Origin of the sequence: Pseudomonas sp. R3-56 (genome assembly GCF_051132075.1) — a bacterium.
GTDB lineage: Bacteria > Pseudomonadota > Gammaproteobacteria > Pseudomonadales > Pseudomonadaceae > Aquipseudomonas.
In genome coordinates this window covers 1,100,734-1,115,742 of the sequence record NZ_CP071657.1, presented here as the reverse complement: position 1 = coordinate 1,115,742, position 15,009 = coordinate 1,100,734, and the positions used below count along the sequence as shown (strand labels likewise).

Here is a 15,009-nt window from a genome sequence, read left to right as displayed (position 1 = left end):
CTATTTCCTCCGACCACTGCTGCGCGCCGCTGTGGCCGCACGCTCCAGCGCTTCGCTGAAGACTCGCTGCTGGTCGTCGTCGAACTGCGCCAGGAACAATTCGTCCACCGCCTCTTCGTAGATTTTCCACATTTTCTTGCGCAGCACTTTCCCGCTCTCGGTGATGGCGGCGTACGCACCTCGGCCGTCATCACTGGCGCGGCTACGGGTGACCAGGCCTTCCGCCTCCAGGCGGTCCACCAGGCGGGTGAGGTTGTAGCGCTCGATGGCCATGACATCGGCCAGTTCGCTCATCCGCCGGGCGCCGTCGGGGCCGCTTTCCAGGCCCCATAACGCGTCGTACCAGGCGTAGGCCGGCAGCCCGGCGGCCGCCAGCCGACGCTCGATTTCGCGGATCAGGCAACGGTGGGCCCTGACGAATCTGAACCAGGTATCCGGCTCGCTGGATGACATGCAGCACCTTTCTCAAGAAATCGATTTAGTTGCAATTGTAGCGCGCGGCAGGCTAAGTTCTCGCACGTAGTTGCAAGTGCAACTACAAAATTCTCGAAGGTTGGCGTCGACCCACGCCCCTTAGTCAGGCACCAAACGACTCGGTGCTGCTGCACTGTCCAGGAGACGACAACGATGGCACAACAATCCATGTTTCTCGACGAGGATCCACAAGAGACTCGCGAATGGCTCGAATCCATTGAATCGGTGGCGAGTGTCGAAGGGCGCTCTCGTGCCCACTACCTGATCGATCAGATGCTTGATTTCGACGCCAACCGCCACGGTGATTTCTACGGGCGCGTGACGACGCCCTACGTCAATACCATCCCGGCCGACCGCCAGCAGCCCTACCCCGGCGACCTGGCCGTGGAGCGCCGGATCAATGCCTATATCCGCTGGAACGCGCTGGCCATGGTGCTGCGCGCCGGCAAACATTCGAACGTCGGCGGGCACATCGCGTCCTACGCGTCGGCGGCGGTTTTGTATGACGTCGGCTTCGAGCATTTTTTCCGTGGCCGCACCGAGCAGTTCGCCGGTGACATGGTGTACATCCAGGGCCACTCATCACCGGGCATCTATGCACGCGCTTATCTGGAAGGACGCCTGAGCGAAGAACAGTTGGATAACTTTCGCCGCGAGACCGACCGCGACGGCGTTTCGTCCTATCCGCATCCACGGCTGATGCCTGACTTCTGGCAGTTCCCGACAGTGTCCATGGGGCTGGGTCCTATCACGGCCGCGTATCAGGCCCGGTTCATGCGCTACCTGGAAGATCGCGGCCTGAAGGAACACCAGGGCCGCAAGGTCTGGGCGTTTCTCGGTGATGGTGAAATGGACCAGCCCGAATCCCTGGCGGCGATTTCCCTGGCAGGCCGGGAGAAGCTCGACAACATCATCTTTGTCGTCAACTGCAACCTGCAACGCCTGGACGGCCCGGTGCGTGGCAACAGCAAGGTGATCCAGGAATTCGAAAGCCTGTACCGGGCGGCCGGCTGGAATGTGATCAAGGTGATCTGGGGCAGCGGCTGGGATGCCCTGCTCGATAAAGACAAGAGCGGCCTGCTGCGCCAGCGGATGATGGAGTGCGTGGACGGCGATTATCAGAACTACAAATCCCAGAACGGCGCCTATGTGCGCGAGCACTTCTTCGGCAAGTATCCAGAGCTGCTGGAGCTGGTCAGCGACCTGAGCGACGACGATATCTGGAAGCTGTCTCGCGGCGGCCACGACCCGGAAAAAGTCCACAACGCCTATGCCGCCGCCATGCGCCACACCGGCGGGCCGACCGTGATCCTGGCCAAGACCGTGAAGGGTTTCGGCATGGGCGAAGCCGGTGAAGGCCAGAACATCAACCACCAGCTCAAGAAAATGGGCGACGACGCGGTCAAGGCGTTCCGTGATCGGTTCGGTCTGGAACTCAGCGATGACCAGCTGGGCGACATGCCTTACCTCAAGCCGGCCGCGGACAGCGTCGAGGCGCTGTACCTGCAAGCCAGGCGCAGCCAGTTGGGCGGCTATATCCCGGCCCGTTTTAATGCCGTGGCGCCGCTGCAGGTCCCGCCTTTGTCGTCGCTGGATACACAACTCAAAGGCACTGGCGAACGGGCGATCTCTACCACCATGGCGTTCGTGCGCATCCTCGGCAGGCTGCTCAAGGATCCGAACATCGGCAAGCTGATCGTGCCCATTGTCCCGGACGAATCACGGACCTTCGGCATGGAAAGCCTGTTCCGCCAGATCGGTATCCATTCCCACGTCGGCCAGCTGTATACGCCGCAAGACGCCGGCCAGTTGAGCTATTACAAGGAAGCCCGGGACGGCCAGATCATGCAGGAGGGGCTGAACGAGTCCGGCGGGATTTCTTCATGGATCGCCGCGAGTACGTCCTACAGCACCCACGGCGTGATGACGGTGCCCTTCTACATCTTTTATTCGATGTTCGGCTTCCAGCGCGTCGGCGACCTCGCCTGGGCCGCCGGTGACGCCCGGGCTCGCGGCTTCCTGCTCGGCGCCACCTCCGGCAGGACCACGCTGATGGGCGAAGGCCTGCAACATGACGACGGCCACAGCCATGTGCTGTCCTCGACCATCCCCTGCTGCGTGTCCTACGACCCGACCTACGCCTATGAACTGGCCGTGATCATCCAGGACGGCATGCGGCGGATGTATGCCGAAAACGAAGACATCTTCTATTACATCACCGTACTCAACGAAAACTACGCCCACCCCGCAATGCCCGAAGGTGTCGAGCAAGGCATTCTCAAGGGCATGTACCGGCTCTCGGCGCCTGAAAAGCCTGTCGAAGGCAAGCATGTCCAACTGATGGGCTGCGGTTCGATTCTTCAGGAAGTGGTCGCGGCGGCGCAGTTGCTGGAACAGGACTTTGGCGTAAGCAGCGAAGTCTGGAGCGTAACCAGCCTGACCGAACTGCGTCGCGACGGCCAGGAAGCCGAACGCTGGAACCTGCTGCATCCCGAGCACGCGCCGCGTATCGGTTATGTGGAAAGTTGCCTGCAGGACAAACAGGGGCCGGTGGTGGTCGCGACTGACTACATGAAGATATTCGCCGACCAGATCCGCCCGTTCGCACCCAATCGACGCTTCGTAGCCCTCGGCACCGACGGTTTCGGCCAATCGGATACCCGTGAGTCACTGCGTAGATTCTTTGAGGTGGATCGTCATTTCATCGCCCTCGCGGCGTTGAAGGCCCTGGCCGACGACGGGGAAATACCGCGGGAAAAAGTAGCCGAGGCCATCAGGCTTTACGGCATTGATCCGCAAAAGCAGAACCCTGCGAAGGTTTGATCTCCACAAGAGACCTGCGGGAGCGAGCTTGCTCGCTCCACGGTTTGCTGCATTCAGTTTTGGAGTTATGAACCACCCCGCAGCGCGCTCTCCAACGGAACGGTAGATTCCTTTTCTCTCTGACTATTCAAGAAGACTTCAGCCTCGCTTGAGTCAATTTTTCAGCACGCTATCAGCCATACTGATAGCGTGCTGAAGTGTTGTTTCAAGTCCTGCCTAGAGGCATGAGCGCGTCATCTGCGGGAAAGAAGAGGGTATCGCCTGCTGTTCAGCGGCAGGTGATGGACGCAATAGTGGCATTTTAGTAGCATTCGCCACTTTATCGATCCTTCAAGGATGACCTATGCTCGCCCTGCCTCGCTGTCCTGCCCCGTTGCTAGCATTGTCCGCGTTGTTTTTATTGCTCGGCGGTTGCAGCGTCAATGGCAGTTACCCCGATGCCATCGAACCGGACGCCGCCAAGTTGAGGTTCGTCGCCAATACCAGCAACGCCACGCTGGATTATTTCGACGCGGCCCATTGCGACGGACAAACCACGGGCATCCTCAACAATATGCTGTTGAGCGATACCGCGCGGCGGGTGGGGATGAGCGTTCCGGCGCCCAAGGATGCCAGGGGTTATCTGGAGGTCAAGCTCAAGCCCGGTGAGCAGATTCACCTGCGCACCAACATGAACAGCGGTTATGCCGTGTGTGGCAAGGGCTTCAACTTTACACCCGAGGCCAATGCCGAATACGAAGTGACGTTCAAGTCCGAGAAGAACTTCTGCCTGACTCAGTTGCAACGTTTGCAAAGGGTTGACGGCAAGGACGTGCGCACACCGATCCCGATCCTGAAAAAAGACTTTCCCGCCTGCTCCGGCCGCAATGCGCTGTTCCCCAAGACCTACCCGGACACACCCCATCGCCTGGAATTGATGAGCCGGGTCATCGATAAAAGCCTGGTCGTCACGGTGAAGACGGATCCGGCCAAGGAAAAAATCGAAAGTTATTCGCCAGAGAAACTGGACACCCTGATCAGCGAACGCAAGGCCAAGCTCGGTTTCGACCTGCCGGCTGACTACTGGACGCTGTACCGGGAAAATCTGAAGTCGTTTGGCGATGACATGGCGCAGAACAAGACGCACTCGATGGAACGTTTCAAGGAGGAATACCAGACGCGTTTACGACAGCTGAAGGACGAGCAGTTGGAGCAATGGGCGTTACCCAAAACCGCCAATGCCAAGCCGGAGAAAGCCGAGATCGACCTGGACGTTGCGATGATGGTGGAGTACTTCCGGATCGGGAATGGGGTGACGGTCGAAGCGGTAACTCGTCACCTGGAAAGGATGGCGCAGATGGACGAGCATTACGGGGTATGTGCGCGGTTTACGGAGTGCTGGAAGCGCAATTAGCAAGAGGATGGGCCGGCCGCCTTCGCGAGCAAGCCCGCCCGCCTGCCCCCGCAGGGTCTGTGGTGCGAATTATTGCTTCGCCAATTCTACCGCGCCCCGGACCCGCTGCTGCATGTTGATCAGATGCAACCGCATCGACGCCCGCGCCGCTTCGCCGTCCCGTCGCGCCAATGCCGCGTAGATCTGCTCGCGTTCGCGCACCATCAATGCTCGATTTTCAGTTGCCATCGCTGGCACCGCCTGCTGGACCACGGCGATCAGGGTATTGCCGACGTGCGCCATCGCGTCGATAAAAAAGCTGTTGCCGGTGCATTGGGCAATCTGCCGATGAAATTCGAAATCCGTTCGGGCACTGTTGTCGTCCGTTGCGTCGGCGGCATTCGCCGCATCCAGCGCTTCGCGCATTGCTAGCAACTGCTCCGGCGTGGCGCGTTGCGCAGCGATGCCGGCCGCTTCCACTTCCAGGCTCAGGCGCAGTTCGACGACGGCCAGCGCGTCATGGGCGCCGCCCTTGATGTGCTTGCCGCCCTGGAAATCACCCGGGCGCGCGGTGTCGACGACGAAGGTGCCGATGCCATGGCGCGTCTCGACCAAGCCTTCGGCCTGCAGCCGCGACATGGCTTCGCGGACCACGGTCCGACTGACGCCGCGCTCTTTGATGATCACCTGTTCGGTTGGCAGTTTGCTGCCCGCCGGCAGCTCGCCTGCGAGTATCTGCTGCGTCAGGTCGACCACCAGTTGCTGAGTCATGCTCAGGCGTCGATCGGTTGTGACACGCTCCATTGCACCTATCCATCAAGCCAGACGATCGCGGCATTATAGCCGCGACCTTGGGCCAAAACTCACTATAATGCCCGCTGATCACACTAGAGCACGCCGATGACGGACCAAGCGTTATCTCCATTGAACAAGCCGCGCCGCCTGGCCGAAACACTGGTCGACCGTTTTGCCCAGCGCATGCGCGACGGCATTCTGAAATGCGGCGAAAAGCTCCCCACCGAAGTGCACATCATGGAAGCCGAGGGCGTCAGCCGTTCGGTGGTGCGCGAGGCGCTGTCGCGCCTGCAGGCGGCGGGGTTGGTCGAGACCCGCCATGGCGTCGGTACGTTTGTCCTGGATATGCCGGCGCCGGAGGGGTTCACCCTCGGGCCGGCGACCATTGCGACGTTGTCGGACGTTCTCAATTTGCTGGAGTTTCGCCTGAGCCTGGAAGTGCAGGCCGCCGGCATGGCCGCTGAACGCGCCACGCTCGAAGCCCTGGCCGAACTGGCCCAGGCGCTGGAGGCGTTGCTGCAAGGGCCGGAAAAATCCGGCACCACGATCAATGCCGATTTCCAGTTCCATCTGAAAATCGCCAAGGCGGCCGGCAATTACTACCTGATCGACATCATGAAGCACCTGGGTACAAAGCTGATCCCGCGCACCCGGATGAACTCCGCCTACTCCGGGCAAAGTGATCGCAGCGCCTACCTGCAGGGGATCAACGCCGAACACCAGCAGATTTTCGATGCCATCGCCAGCCGCAATGCCGACGCGGCGCGGGCGGCCATGTACCTGCACTTGAGCAACAGCCGCATGCGCCTGTGTGAAACCCAACAACGCCAGGCGTTCTACAACGAATAACCTTTGTTCCCTGTGGGAGCGAGCTTGCTCGCGAAGGCGGCAGCACATCCAACATCACCGCCCCAGACAGACCGCTATCGCGAGCAAGCTCGCTCCCACAAGTTGATCCCGGTGATCTCGCGACTCAAAAAAAGTTGTATTGAATACCCACCCGCAAGCGCAACTGCCGATCACTGTCCACCGAATTGACCTTGATGTCACCGACCTCAAAGAACGGTGCCCACCGCTTATCCCACTTGTACTTGACCACGGCATTCTGCTCATAGTCGTCAGTACCGCCGTTGTAACGAATGTAATCGGCATCGAAGTAAGTCAGTTGGTATTCATAGGCCCACGGCCCCTGGTTCGCATAGTTGATGTAGACGTCGTAGCGATGGATCGTCTGGTCGTCCTGGCCATTGTCCGGCACGTCGTGATCCACCTGGTCGCGGTCCAGTTTGCTGGCGTCGTAACGGTAACGCCCGGCGATGCTCAGTTCCTTGGTGATCTTGTAGCCCAGGCGCAAGCCCATCTTGTAGGTGGTGGACTCCTCGTCGCTTTCCATGGCGAACGAAGGCGTCAGCGTCCAGCGGTCGTCGATCTTGTGCTGGTAGTTGACGGTGAACTCATGGCCGCTGCCGACAGTGTTGTCGAAGGCGACATCTTCGCGATCCCCGGCGGTCTTGTATTTGAGTTCGCCTTCCAGGCCCACACCGTTATCCAGCCTGATGCCGAACTTGGCGCGGTCGGCGTGCATGCGGGTCTTTTCGGCGTATTGATGGCGAACGTTGATGTAACCGGTATCGGCCTGAACGACAACCGAAGTGAACAATGAAGCGATCGACAAAACGGTGAATATCTTTTTCATGTTTTTTATTCTTGTTGGTTGAAATCAATAGTTGGGGTGAACGTCAAATCGCAGGCGAGCGCGTGCGCGCATTGAAACTTGCGGTTCAACGTGTGCTGCGGTTTAAAACAGTTACAGCGGCTTGGTTACTTCATACGGCGATGGGTATTCGCTGTATGTCGCGACTGGCTTGTACCAGCAAACGGGTGTACTCGTGGGCGGCGCCATCGCTCGCCAGCAGCTGGCTGTCGAGGGTTTCCACCACTCGGCCCTGTTGCATCACCGCCAGCCGATCACACAAGTGCGCAACGACGGCCAGATCATGGGTCACCATCAGGTAGGTCAGGCCCTCCTGACGACGCAGATCAGCCAGCAGATTGAGAATTTCCGCCTGCACCGAGACGTCCAAAGCCGAGGTTGGCTCGTCCAGCAGCAATACCCGCGGGCGCAGGATCAGCGCCCGGGCAATCGCCACGCGCTGGCGCTGGCCACCGGACAACTGATGCGGATAACGAAAGCGAAAGCTGTCGTTCAAGCCGACCTTGCGCAGGATCTCGCTGACCTTTTGCCCGCGCCCATCGATGCCGTGAATGCGCAGCGGTTCCTGCAACGCGGCCTCGATGGTGTAGCGCGGATGCAATGAAGCGTAGGGGTCCTGGAAAACCATCTGCACGGTGCGGTAGTGATCCGGCGGCAGCTTGCGCGTCACCGCCCTCCCGGCGATTTGCAACCGTCCCGTCCAGTGCTGGTACTGTCCGGCCAGGCAACGCAGCACGGTGGTCTTGCCCGAACCGGACTCCCCCACCAGGCCGAATGCCTCGCCCTCGCCAACGCTCAGGTCGACGTCGTGCAGTACCGCGTTCAGTGCCGCGCCGGTGCCGAAACTGAGGTTCAGGCCGGCGATTTCGATCATGTTCATGACAGGCTCCTCAAGCGTTCAACCAACGTGGGTCGCGCTGCAGCACCGGCAGCGTGGCGCGCGGGTGGTCCAGGCTTGGCAACGCGGCCAACAGGCCTCGGGTATAGGGATGGGTGGCGTTATCCAGGTCAGCGGCGGCAATCGACTCGACCACCCGGCCGGCATACATCACCAGCACGCGATCACAGAAATGCCGCACCAGGTTCAGGTCGTGGCTGATGAAGATCAGTCCCAGGTCACGCTCGCTGACCAGCTCCTCCAACACGTTGAGCACCTGCCGGCGCACCGACACGTCCAGCGCCGAGGTCGGCTCGTCGGCGATGATCACCTGGGGATCGGTGATCACCATCATGGCGATCATGATCCGCTGGCCCATGCCACCCGAGACTTCATGGGGGTACAGGTCATAGACCCTTCGAGGATCACGGATGTGCACCTTGCCGAGCATATCCAGGGCCCGTTCCCGGGCTTCGCGATGGGGCACCTTGTGATGGGCGAGATAGGCTTCGGCGATTTGCTCGCCGACTCGCACCACCGGGTTCAGCGAGTACTTCGGATCTTGCATGATCATCGACATGCGCGCGCCACGAATCGCCTGGATCTGCTTTTCGCTGGCCTTCAGCAAATCGATGTCGGCAAAACGCAGGGTCTTGGCGGTGACCCGCGCCGTCGGCGGATGCAAGCGCAACAGGCTGCGGCCGACGGTGGATTTGCCCGAGCCGGATTCCCCGACGATGGCGAGCTTTTCCCGCCCCAGGTTGAACGACACATCACGCACCGCCAGGGAAGTTTTGCCCGCGTTGCGAAACTCCACGCACAAATCCTGGACGGCCAGTTTTAACTCAGTCATGGGAGGTTCCTCAGGATTGGCTGCGGGGGTCGAGGACGTCGCGCAAGCCGTCGCCCAACAGGTTGAAGGCCAGGCTGACCAGCATGATCGCCGCACCCGGCGCCGCCACCAGCCACCAGCTTTCGAGCATGTAGCGCCGGCCGGTGGAGATCATCGCGCCCCACTCCGGCAGCGGTGCCTGGGCGCCGAGGCCGAGAAAGCCCAGGGCGGCGGCGGTGAGGATGATGCTTGCCATGTTCATGGTCAGGCGGATGATCACCGACGACAGGCACATCGGGATGATATGGCGCAGGATGATCCGGGCACTCGACGCGCCCTGGAGCTGTACCGCGACGACAAAGTCGGCGTTGCGCAGCGGCAGGGTTTCTGCGCGAGCCAATCGGGCGATCGGCGGCCAGGCCGTCAGCGCGATGGCAATCACCGCGTGCTCCAGGCCCGGGCCAAGCGCCGCGATGAAGGCCAGCGCCAGCACCAGGCTCGGAAACGAGATGAAGATGTCGGTGATGCGCATGAACAGGCTGTCGACCCAGCCGCCGAAGTAGCCGGAGATGGTCCCGACCAACAGGCCGATGGGACCGACGATCACCGTCACCAGCAAGACGATGTACAAGGTGATGCGCGAGCCGTACACCAACCGGGCGAAGACATCGCGACCGTATTCATCGGTGCCGAACCAGTGCGCGCTGCTGGGCGCTTGCAACGCGCCGGCGAGGTTCTGCAGCAACGGGTCGTGACCGGCGATCCATGGCGCGAACGCCGCGACCACCATCAAGGTCGCGACGACAACCAGGCCGGCGAACGTCATCGGGTTGCGCAGCAGAAAGCGCAGCAGCCGGGCGGCGCTGGCGACCAGCGCTGCCGTACTCGAAGCGGGCAGCGCGGTACCGCCGGCTGTGCTGGAAGCAAGGGGCAGATTCATTAGCGGGTCCTCGGGTCGAAGAGCTTGTACAGCGCATCGCTGATCAGGTTCAGCGTCACGAAGATGAGGCCGATCAGCAGCACGCAGGCCATCACTGCGTTCATGTCGCCGAGCAACAGACTGCTCGTCAGGTATTGGCCGAAACCCGGCCAGGCGAACACGGTTTCGATCAGCACCGCGCCCTCCAGCAGCCCGCCGTAGGCCAGCGCGACAATCGTCAACAGCTGCACGCGGATGTTGCCGAAGGCGTGGCCCCAGACAATCTTGCGTTGGGACAGACCCTTGACCCGGGCAGTGATGATGTACTCCTGGGACAGCTGCTCGAGCATGAAGCTGCGAGTCATGCGGCTGATGTAGGCGACCGAGTTGAAACTGAGGATCACCGCCGGCAGCAGGATGTGCCGCAGGGCACTGCGAAAGGCTTCCCAATCGCCAGACCAGGCGGTGTCGATCAACAGCAGCCCGGTGTGCCTCGGAATCAGCCCGTCGTAGGCCAGGCCGATTCGCCCGACGCCACCGGCCCAGCCCAACCAGGCGTAGAACACCAGGAAGGCCATCATGCCGATCCAGAAGATTGGCGTGGAATAGCCGAACAGCGTGATCAACCGCGCGACATGGTCACCGGCGCGGCCCTGATGAGTCGCCGCGTAGACACCCAGCGGCAAGCCCGCCAACACGCCGAACAGAATGGCCAGGGTCGCCAGTTCCAAGGTGGCCGGAAAAACCCGGGCGATGTCGCTGATGACCGGGTTGCCGGTCAGCAAGGCCATGCCGAAATCACCATGGAGCAGGTCGCCGAGGTAGATCGCAAACTGGGTCCACAGCGGCTTGTCCAGGCCCAGTTCCTGATAGACCTGGGCGTAGGCCGAGGCGTCGGCGTCCGGGCCAACGATTGCCAGCACCGGGTCCAGCGGCATCACCCGGCCGATAAAAAAGGTCAGCAGCAGCAACCCCAGCAGCGTCACTGCCACCGAACCGCCGCGCCGGGTCGCCGAGGCGGCCCGGGTTGTCCAGATTGAAAAGGATGCAGTCGACATGTTCATTTCCTGCCTTGGCCTTGAAGCCGTCGATTTCAGCGCTGCTTGTAGACGTCGCGAAGACGCGTGGTGGCGGCGGTGTGGCCGATGTAGTTGCGCACGTCGGCGTGAACCACCACCTCGTCCACCATTTGCGAGACCGGCATGATTGCCCCGGCCTGTTGGTCATAGAGGGTCTGGATCTGGGCATACATCTGCCGCTGCCGTTCGGGGTCGCGCTCGCGCTCGGCCTGTTCGATCAACTGGTTGAGCTGCGGGTTGAAGAACGAGGTGCGCCAGCCCTGGAAGTTGCTCAACTTGGCTTCGCTGCGGTTGTCCGGGTTGTACACCAGGGCCCGCAGGCTCGAATGCGGATGGCGCTCCGCCCCACCACCGCCACGCCCCACGAGAATGTCGAACTGGCGGTCGCGCATCGCCCCGTAGATCTGGTTGCCGGTGCCGGTGATGATCGTCGCCTGGATGCCCGCCTGGGCCAGCGTCGCTTGCAGGCTGGTGGCGATGTTGATGAAGGGCGGGTCGGTCAGCGAACGGATACTCACCTTGAAGCCCTCGGCGTGACCGGCTTCTGCCAGCAGGCGGCGAGCCTCGGCAACGTCCAGGCGATAACCCGGATCGTCCAGGCGTGCCGGCAAGCCCAGTTGCATCGGCCGCTGGTTGATCACGCCGTAGTGCGGCATCACCACGTCGTTGATGCCCTGGTAGTCGATCAGCAGACGGATCGCCTGGCGCACCCGGATGTCCTGGAACAGCGGCTGCTGCATGCTCATCGCGACGTAGTACAGCGTGCCGCGGGCGATGCTCTGGATGCGCACCGCATCCACCCTGCCTAGCGCCTTGATGTCGGTGGCCGCCATGCCGCGGGCGACATCCAGGTCACCGCGCTCGACCATCAGGCGCAGGGCCTGGGACTCGGTCATGTTGCGCATGATCACCCGGCGCAACTTCGGCGCGCCGCGCCAGTAGTCCTCGTTGCGGCTCATCAGGACCACGTCGTTGGCGCGCCAGATATCCAGCTTGAATGCACCGGACCCGGCGGTGTGCGTCGCCAGCCAGGCCGCGCCCTGGTCGTCACCGACCTGATGTTGCAAGGCCACCGAGCGATCGATGATGAACGCGCTCGGCGAGGTGGCCAGGGTGTTGAGTACCAACAGCGGGTCGGTGACGCGTGGCAGTTCCATGACGAAGGTGTGCGGCCCTTCGGCGCGCATCAGCCGGGCGACGTTGTCGGCCGTGAAACCGTAGGCTTTCCAGGTGGACGCCAGGGCGCGGTTGAGGGTGACCACACGTTGCAAGGACCAGGCGACATCTTGTGCAGTGAGCGGCGCACCGGAGTGAAAACGGACGTCGTCACGCAACTGGAAGGTAAGACGCATGCGGTCCGGGCTGACTTCCCAGCTTTTCGCCAGGGCCGGCACCAGCGTGTCCGGCTGCGCCGCGTCCTGCTCCAGGAGCATGTCGTAGACATTGGCGTTGACCTCGGCAACTTCCAGGCCGGTCGCGGCCGCCGGGTCCAGGGACAGCAGGTTGATCATGCTCATGCCCACCACCAATTGGTCGGCGGGCGTTTCGCCTTGGGCCAGGCTGACGGGCACCTGCACTGCGCACAGGGCCACGATGACACACAGCAGCCTGGTCAGGCGCTTGGGCCAGAGTTTCATGGTTCAGTCCTTTCTTATATTTATAAGACTTGTCGCCCGGGCCGCTCAGCCTCGGACGTGGTGCGCCATCAGTGTCGAGACAAGGTGTTGGCTTCGATATACGCGAAGTTGATGTCCTCGCCCAACCCCGGCCGATCAGACAGATGCACGTAACCGTCGGCATCCATCGGGTCGACAATACTGTTGAGGTGCGCCGGCACTTCCTCGTAATCGAGGAACGGGTGCAGCAGGCCGCGCTCGTACCACCGGCAGTTGCTGATCGCGCCCACCACCGCCAGGTTCGCCGCGCCGTTGCCGTGGACCTCGCAATCCATGCCGAACGACTCGGCCAGGTGCGCCACTTTCAGGCAAGGGCCGATACCGCCGACGCCAGCTACGCCGGCGCGCAGGATGTCACAGGACTTCTGCGTCACCCAACTGGCGCGGCTGTGGAATTTTCCGGCAATGCTTTCCGGGCCCAGCACCGGGATGTCCAGGTTGGCGGCCAGCCAGGCGTACGACTCGGCGGAGTCTTCCATCATCGGTTCTTCGAACCAGGCAAAATTCAGTTTCTCCAGGGCCTTGCCAATGGTCAGTGCATCCATGCGGCTGTACCAGTGGTAGCCATCGAGCATCAGTGCGATGTCCGGGCCGACCGCCTCGCGCACGGCAGCGCAGGCCTGGATGTCCATTTGCGGATTCGGCGCGAAGGAAATCGGCGGCATCCAGGTGTGCAGCTTGATTGCCTTGTAGCCGCGCTTGACGAGCTTTTCGGCGAACTGGCCGTACTCATCCGGCGTCGACAGACCGCCTGGCAAATCGTCGCCACACATGGTCGAACCGTAGGCCAGGACTTTGTCGCGGTAACCGCCGATGAGCTTGTGCACCGGCAACTTCAGCTTGCGCCCGGCCAAATCCCACAAGGCTTGCTCAACCAGCGCCAGCGCGCGGTCAGTGAACTGGCCGGCGCTGCCGCGCTGCCAGTGCGCCAGGTCCTGCCAGATGCTCTCACGGTCCATCGGGTCGCGGCCGATCAGCACCTTGCGCACGAACGATTCGATGATGTGTGGACGAATCAACTCGGGCGTACCGAAGGCGTAACCCTCCGAGCCATCGTCGCAGCTGATGCGCAGCAGGGCCATCTTGATCATGACTTCGTCGCCTGGATGGGCGTGGCCGGCGCTGTCCTGGGCGCGGCGCGACGGGGTGGAAAAGATTTCGACGTGAACGCCTGTGATTCTCATAAGAAGGAGCCACCGTGTGGTTATTTTTATTTGTATGTCGTCATACAACATGGCGGATTATTTGTACGTTTACTCTGAGCTGTCAAGCCTGTGCATCAGCTAAATATGAGGTTTTTTGGGCAGGCTCTATTTTTGAAAAGATGACAACTTGAAATGTCGTCATACCACGCTCTGATGATAAGCTCGTTTCCATTGGGAAATTCTGGCTACAGTGACGTGGCCCATTTGTGCCCGCCTTGTGGAGACCGGTATGAAAAATTTCACCATCGAGCGCATCGACCACGTCGTACTGCGCGTGACGAACATCGAGCGCAGCCTCGCCTTCTACACCTCGGTGCTCGGTTGCGAACTGAAGAAGCGGCGGGACGATCTGGGGTTGGTCCACCTCGGCGCCGGGGCGTCGATGATCGATCTGGTGGATGTCGAAGGACCGCTCGGCCGTCAGGGTGGCGCGGCGTCGGGTAGGCAGGGGCACAACGTCGATCACTTCTGCCTGCGCGTCGAACCGTTTGACGAACAGGCCCTGCTCGCTCATCTGGGCGCAGCCGGGCTGGAGGTCGAGAAGGCACAGATGCGCTATGGCGCGGAGGGGCAAGGCTGGTCAATCTATTGCTTCGACCCGGATGGCAACCAGATCGAGTTGAAGGGACCGGCGCTGGAGCCTTGAGCTCCAGCGAAACTTACGCTGCCGGGGTGCGCTTGTATCGACTCAGACCAAAAGGTGCCTGGAAATGACCTTGGAGATTTCGACGATGCCGGTCTTGCCGGAGAACTCAAACTTCACCTTGCCCAGGGACGAAAAATAAATCTCCAGTTCGGAATCCAGGTCGAAGGTGCCGGAGGTTTCCACCGAGTACGCAACGATATTCTTGTAGGGCAGCGAGGTGAAATCCTTCTTGCTGCCGGTAATGCCCTGCACGTTTACCGCGATGATGCGTTTGTTGGTGAACACCACGCCATCACGCATCGACTTGTAGGCGCCGATCACCTGTTCACCGTCCAGCAACAGATCCGAGACGCGTTCGGCGTATTCATTGTTTTGCTTGAGCTTGAAGAAGCCTTTGTTGTTGAAATCGATCATCGTTGAGTCCCTTGTTGAGTTTTTTGAAACGTCCTGTCCAGTGATCCCGGAGGCCAAGCCTGACAGTCGCGGCTGGTTCTCCTCCAGGATCCGCAACTTTCCGGCAGCCCGCATTTTTTGCTCCTAGACTTGCCAGTGTTTGCAGTTCGTCGGGGCTGGAATGAGCTCGCACAATAAACATAA

Annotated in this window: 14 protein-coding genes; 4 read left to right on the top strand and 10 right to left on the bottom strand. The window is 61.2% G+C overall.

Features of this window, described 5'->3' with window-relative positions; translation table 11 throughout:
* Complete coding sequence (locus J3P96_RS05185) at positions 1-453, bottom strand: MarR family winged helix-turn-helix transcriptional regulator (RefSeq protein ID WP_434655787.1); 453 nt, start codon at positions 451-453, stop codon at positions 1-3.
* Positions 454-627: 174 nt separating this feature from the next.
* On the opposite strand from J3P96_RS05185, the gene aceE reads away from it, so the two are divergent.
* Both aceE and J3P96_RS05175 read left to right on the top strand, forming a co-directional pair.
* Complete coding sequence (gene aceE, locus J3P96_RS05180) at positions 628-3,297, top strand: pyruvate dehydrogenase (acetyl-transferring), homodimeric type (protein ID WP_434655785.1); 2,670 nt, start codon at positions 628-630, stop codon at positions 3,295-3,297.
* Positions 3,298-3,640: 343 nt separating this feature from the next.
* Entirely contained in the window at positions 3,641-4,690 is a 1,050-nt protein-coding gene (locus tag J3P96_RS05175) for a hypothetical protein (protein ID WP_434655782.1), read from the top strand.
* A 69-nt stretch (positions 4,691-4,759) separates the two neighbouring features.
* Here the strand turns inward: J3P96_RS05175 and J3P96_RS05170 are convergent, their stop codons facing one another.
* On the bottom strand, positions 4,760-5,473 hold the full coding sequence (locus J3P96_RS05170) for a FadR/GntR family transcriptional regulator (protein ID WP_434655780.1): 714 nt from the start codon (positions 5,471-5,473) through the stop codon (positions 4,760-4,762).
* Positions 5,474-5,569: 96 nt separating this feature from the next.
* Between J3P96_RS05170 and J3P96_RS05165 the strand changes: the two genes are divergently transcribed.
* On the top strand, positions 5,570-6,313 hold the full coding sequence (locus J3P96_RS05165; RefSeq protein ID WP_434655778.1) for a FadR/GntR family transcriptional regulator: 744 nt from the start codon (positions 5,570-5,572) through the stop codon (positions 6,311-6,313).
* A 124-nt stretch (positions 6,314-6,437) separates the two neighbouring features.
* Here J3P96_RS05165 and J3P96_RS05160 read toward each other — a convergent pair whose 3' ends face one another.
* The 7 genes from J3P96_RS05160 to J3P96_RS05130 all read right to left on the bottom strand — a co-directional run bounded on the left by J3P96_RS05160 (position 6,438) and on the right by J3P96_RS05130 (position 13,745).
* Positions 6,438-7,160: an oligogalacturonate-specific porin KdgM family protein gene (locus J3P96_RS05160; RefSeq protein ID WP_434655775.1), complete on the bottom strand. Its 723-nt coding sequence runs from the start codon at positions 7,158-7,160 to the stop codon at positions 6,438-6,440.
* 130 nt (positions 7,161-7,290) lie between these two features.
* Complete coding sequence (locus J3P96_RS05155) at positions 7,291-8,058, bottom strand: ABC transporter ATP-binding protein (RefSeq protein WP_434655772.1); 768 nt, start codon at positions 8,056-8,058, stop codon at positions 7,291-7,293.
* Positions 8,059-8,068: 10 nt separating this feature from the next.
* Positions 8,069-8,908 carry an ABC transporter ATP-binding protein gene (locus tag J3P96_RS05150; protein WP_434655770.1) on the bottom strand — a complete coding sequence of 280 codons (840 nt, stop codon included), beginning with the start codon at positions 8,906-8,908 and terminating at the stop codon, positions 8,069-8,071.
* A gap of 10 nt (positions 8,909-8,918) precedes the next feature.
* Positions 8,919-9,827 carry an ABC transporter permease gene (locus tag J3P96_RS05145; protein ID WP_434655768.1) on the bottom strand — a complete coding sequence of 303 codons (909 nt, stop codon included), beginning with the start codon at positions 9,825-9,827 and terminating at the stop codon, positions 8,919-8,921.
* Entirely contained in the window at positions 9,827-10,864 is a 1,038-nt protein-coding gene (locus tag J3P96_RS05140; RefSeq protein ID WP_434571920.1) for an ABC transporter permease, read from the bottom strand. Before J3P96_RS05140 ends, J3P96_RS05145 begins: the two co-directional genes overlap by 1 nt.
* A gap of 35 nt (positions 10,865-10,899) precedes the next feature.
* The gene (locus J3P96_RS05135) at positions 10,900-12,522 is read right to left on the bottom strand and encodes an ABC transporter substrate-binding protein (RefSeq protein ID WP_434655766.1); all 1,623 of its coding nucleotides are present in this window, start codon (positions 12,520-12,522) and stop codon (positions 10,900-10,902) included.
* Between the two features lie 68 nt (positions 12,523-12,590).
* A complete protein-coding gene (locus J3P96_RS05130) occupies positions 12,591-13,745 on the bottom strand; it encodes a mandelate racemase family protein (RefSeq protein ID WP_434571916.1) in 1,155 nt (384 codons plus the stop codon).
* A 250-nt stretch (positions 13,746-13,995) separates the two neighbouring features.
* Between J3P96_RS05130 and J3P96_RS05125 the strand changes: the two genes are divergently transcribed.
* Positions 13,996-14,412: a VOC family protein gene (locus J3P96_RS05125; RefSeq protein WP_434655762.1), complete on the top strand. Its 417-nt coding sequence runs from the start codon at positions 13,996-13,998 to the stop codon at positions 14,410-14,412.
* A 42-nt stretch (positions 14,413-14,454) separates the two neighbouring features.
* On the opposite strand, the gene J3P96_RS05120 is transcribed toward J3P96_RS05125, so the two are convergent.
* The gene (locus tag J3P96_RS05120; RefSeq protein ID WP_434655760.1) at positions 14,455-14,826 is read right to left on the bottom strand and encodes a PH domain-containing protein; all 372 of its coding nucleotides are present in this window, start codon (positions 14,824-14,826) and stop codon (positions 14,455-14,457) included.
* Between the last annotated feature and the right edge of the window lie 183 nt (positions 14,827-15,009).

Excerpts from the sequence above, each read along its gene's own strand:
- J3P96_RS05185 (WP_434655787.1), bottom strand. The coding sequence starts at position 453 with ATGTCATCCAGCGAGCCGGATACCTGGTTCAGATTCGTCAGGGCCCAC.
- aceE (WP_434655785.1), top strand. The coding sequence starts at position 628 with ATGGCACAACAATCCATGTTTCTCGACGAGGATCCACAAGAGACTCGC.
- J3P96_RS05175 (WP_434655782.1), top strand. The coding sequence starts at position 3,641 with ATGCTCGCCCTGCCTCGCTGTCCTGCCCCGTTGCTAGCATTGTCCGCG.
- J3P96_RS05170 (WP_434655780.1), bottom strand. The coding sequence starts at position 5,473 with ATGGAGCGTGTCACAACCGATCGACGCCTGAGCATGACTCAGCAACTG.
- J3P96_RS05165 (WP_434655778.1), top strand. The coding sequence starts at position 5,570 with ATGACGGACCAAGCGTTATCTCCATTGAACAAGCCGCGCCGCCTGGCC.
- J3P96_RS05160 (WP_434655775.1), bottom strand. The coding sequence starts at position 7,160 with ATGAAAAAGATATTCACCGTTTTGTCGATCGCTTCATTGTTCACTTCG.
- J3P96_RS05155 (WP_434655772.1), bottom strand. The coding sequence starts at position 8,058 with ATGAACATGATCGAAATCGCCGGCCTGAACCTCAGTTTCGGCACCGGC.
- J3P96_RS05150 (WP_434655770.1), bottom strand. The coding sequence starts at position 8,908 with ATGACTGAGTTAAAACTGGCCGTCCAGGATTTGTGCGTGGAGTTTCGC.
- J3P96_RS05145 (WP_434655768.1), bottom strand. The coding sequence starts at position 9,827 with ATGAATCTGCCCCTTGCTTCCAGCACAGCCGGCGGTACCGCGCTGCCC.
- J3P96_RS05140 (WP_434571920.1), bottom strand. The coding sequence starts at position 10,864 with ATGTCGACTGCATCCTTTTCAATCTGGACAACCCGGGCCGCCTCGGCG.
- J3P96_RS05135 (WP_434655766.1), bottom strand. The coding sequence starts at position 12,522 with ATGAAACTCTGGCCCAAGCGCCTGACCAGGCTGCTGTGTGTCATCGTG.
- J3P96_RS05130 (WP_434571916.1), bottom strand. The coding sequence starts at position 13,745 with ATGAGAATCACAGGCGTTCACGTCGAAATCTTTTCCACCCCGTCGCGC.
- J3P96_RS05125 (WP_434655762.1), top strand. The coding sequence starts at position 13,996 with ATGAAAAATTTCACCATCGAGCGCATCGACCACGTCGTACTGCGCGTG.
- J3P96_RS05120 (WP_434655760.1), bottom strand. The coding sequence starts at position 14,826 with ATGATCGATTTCAACAACAAAGGCTTCTTCAAGCTCAAGCAAAACAAT.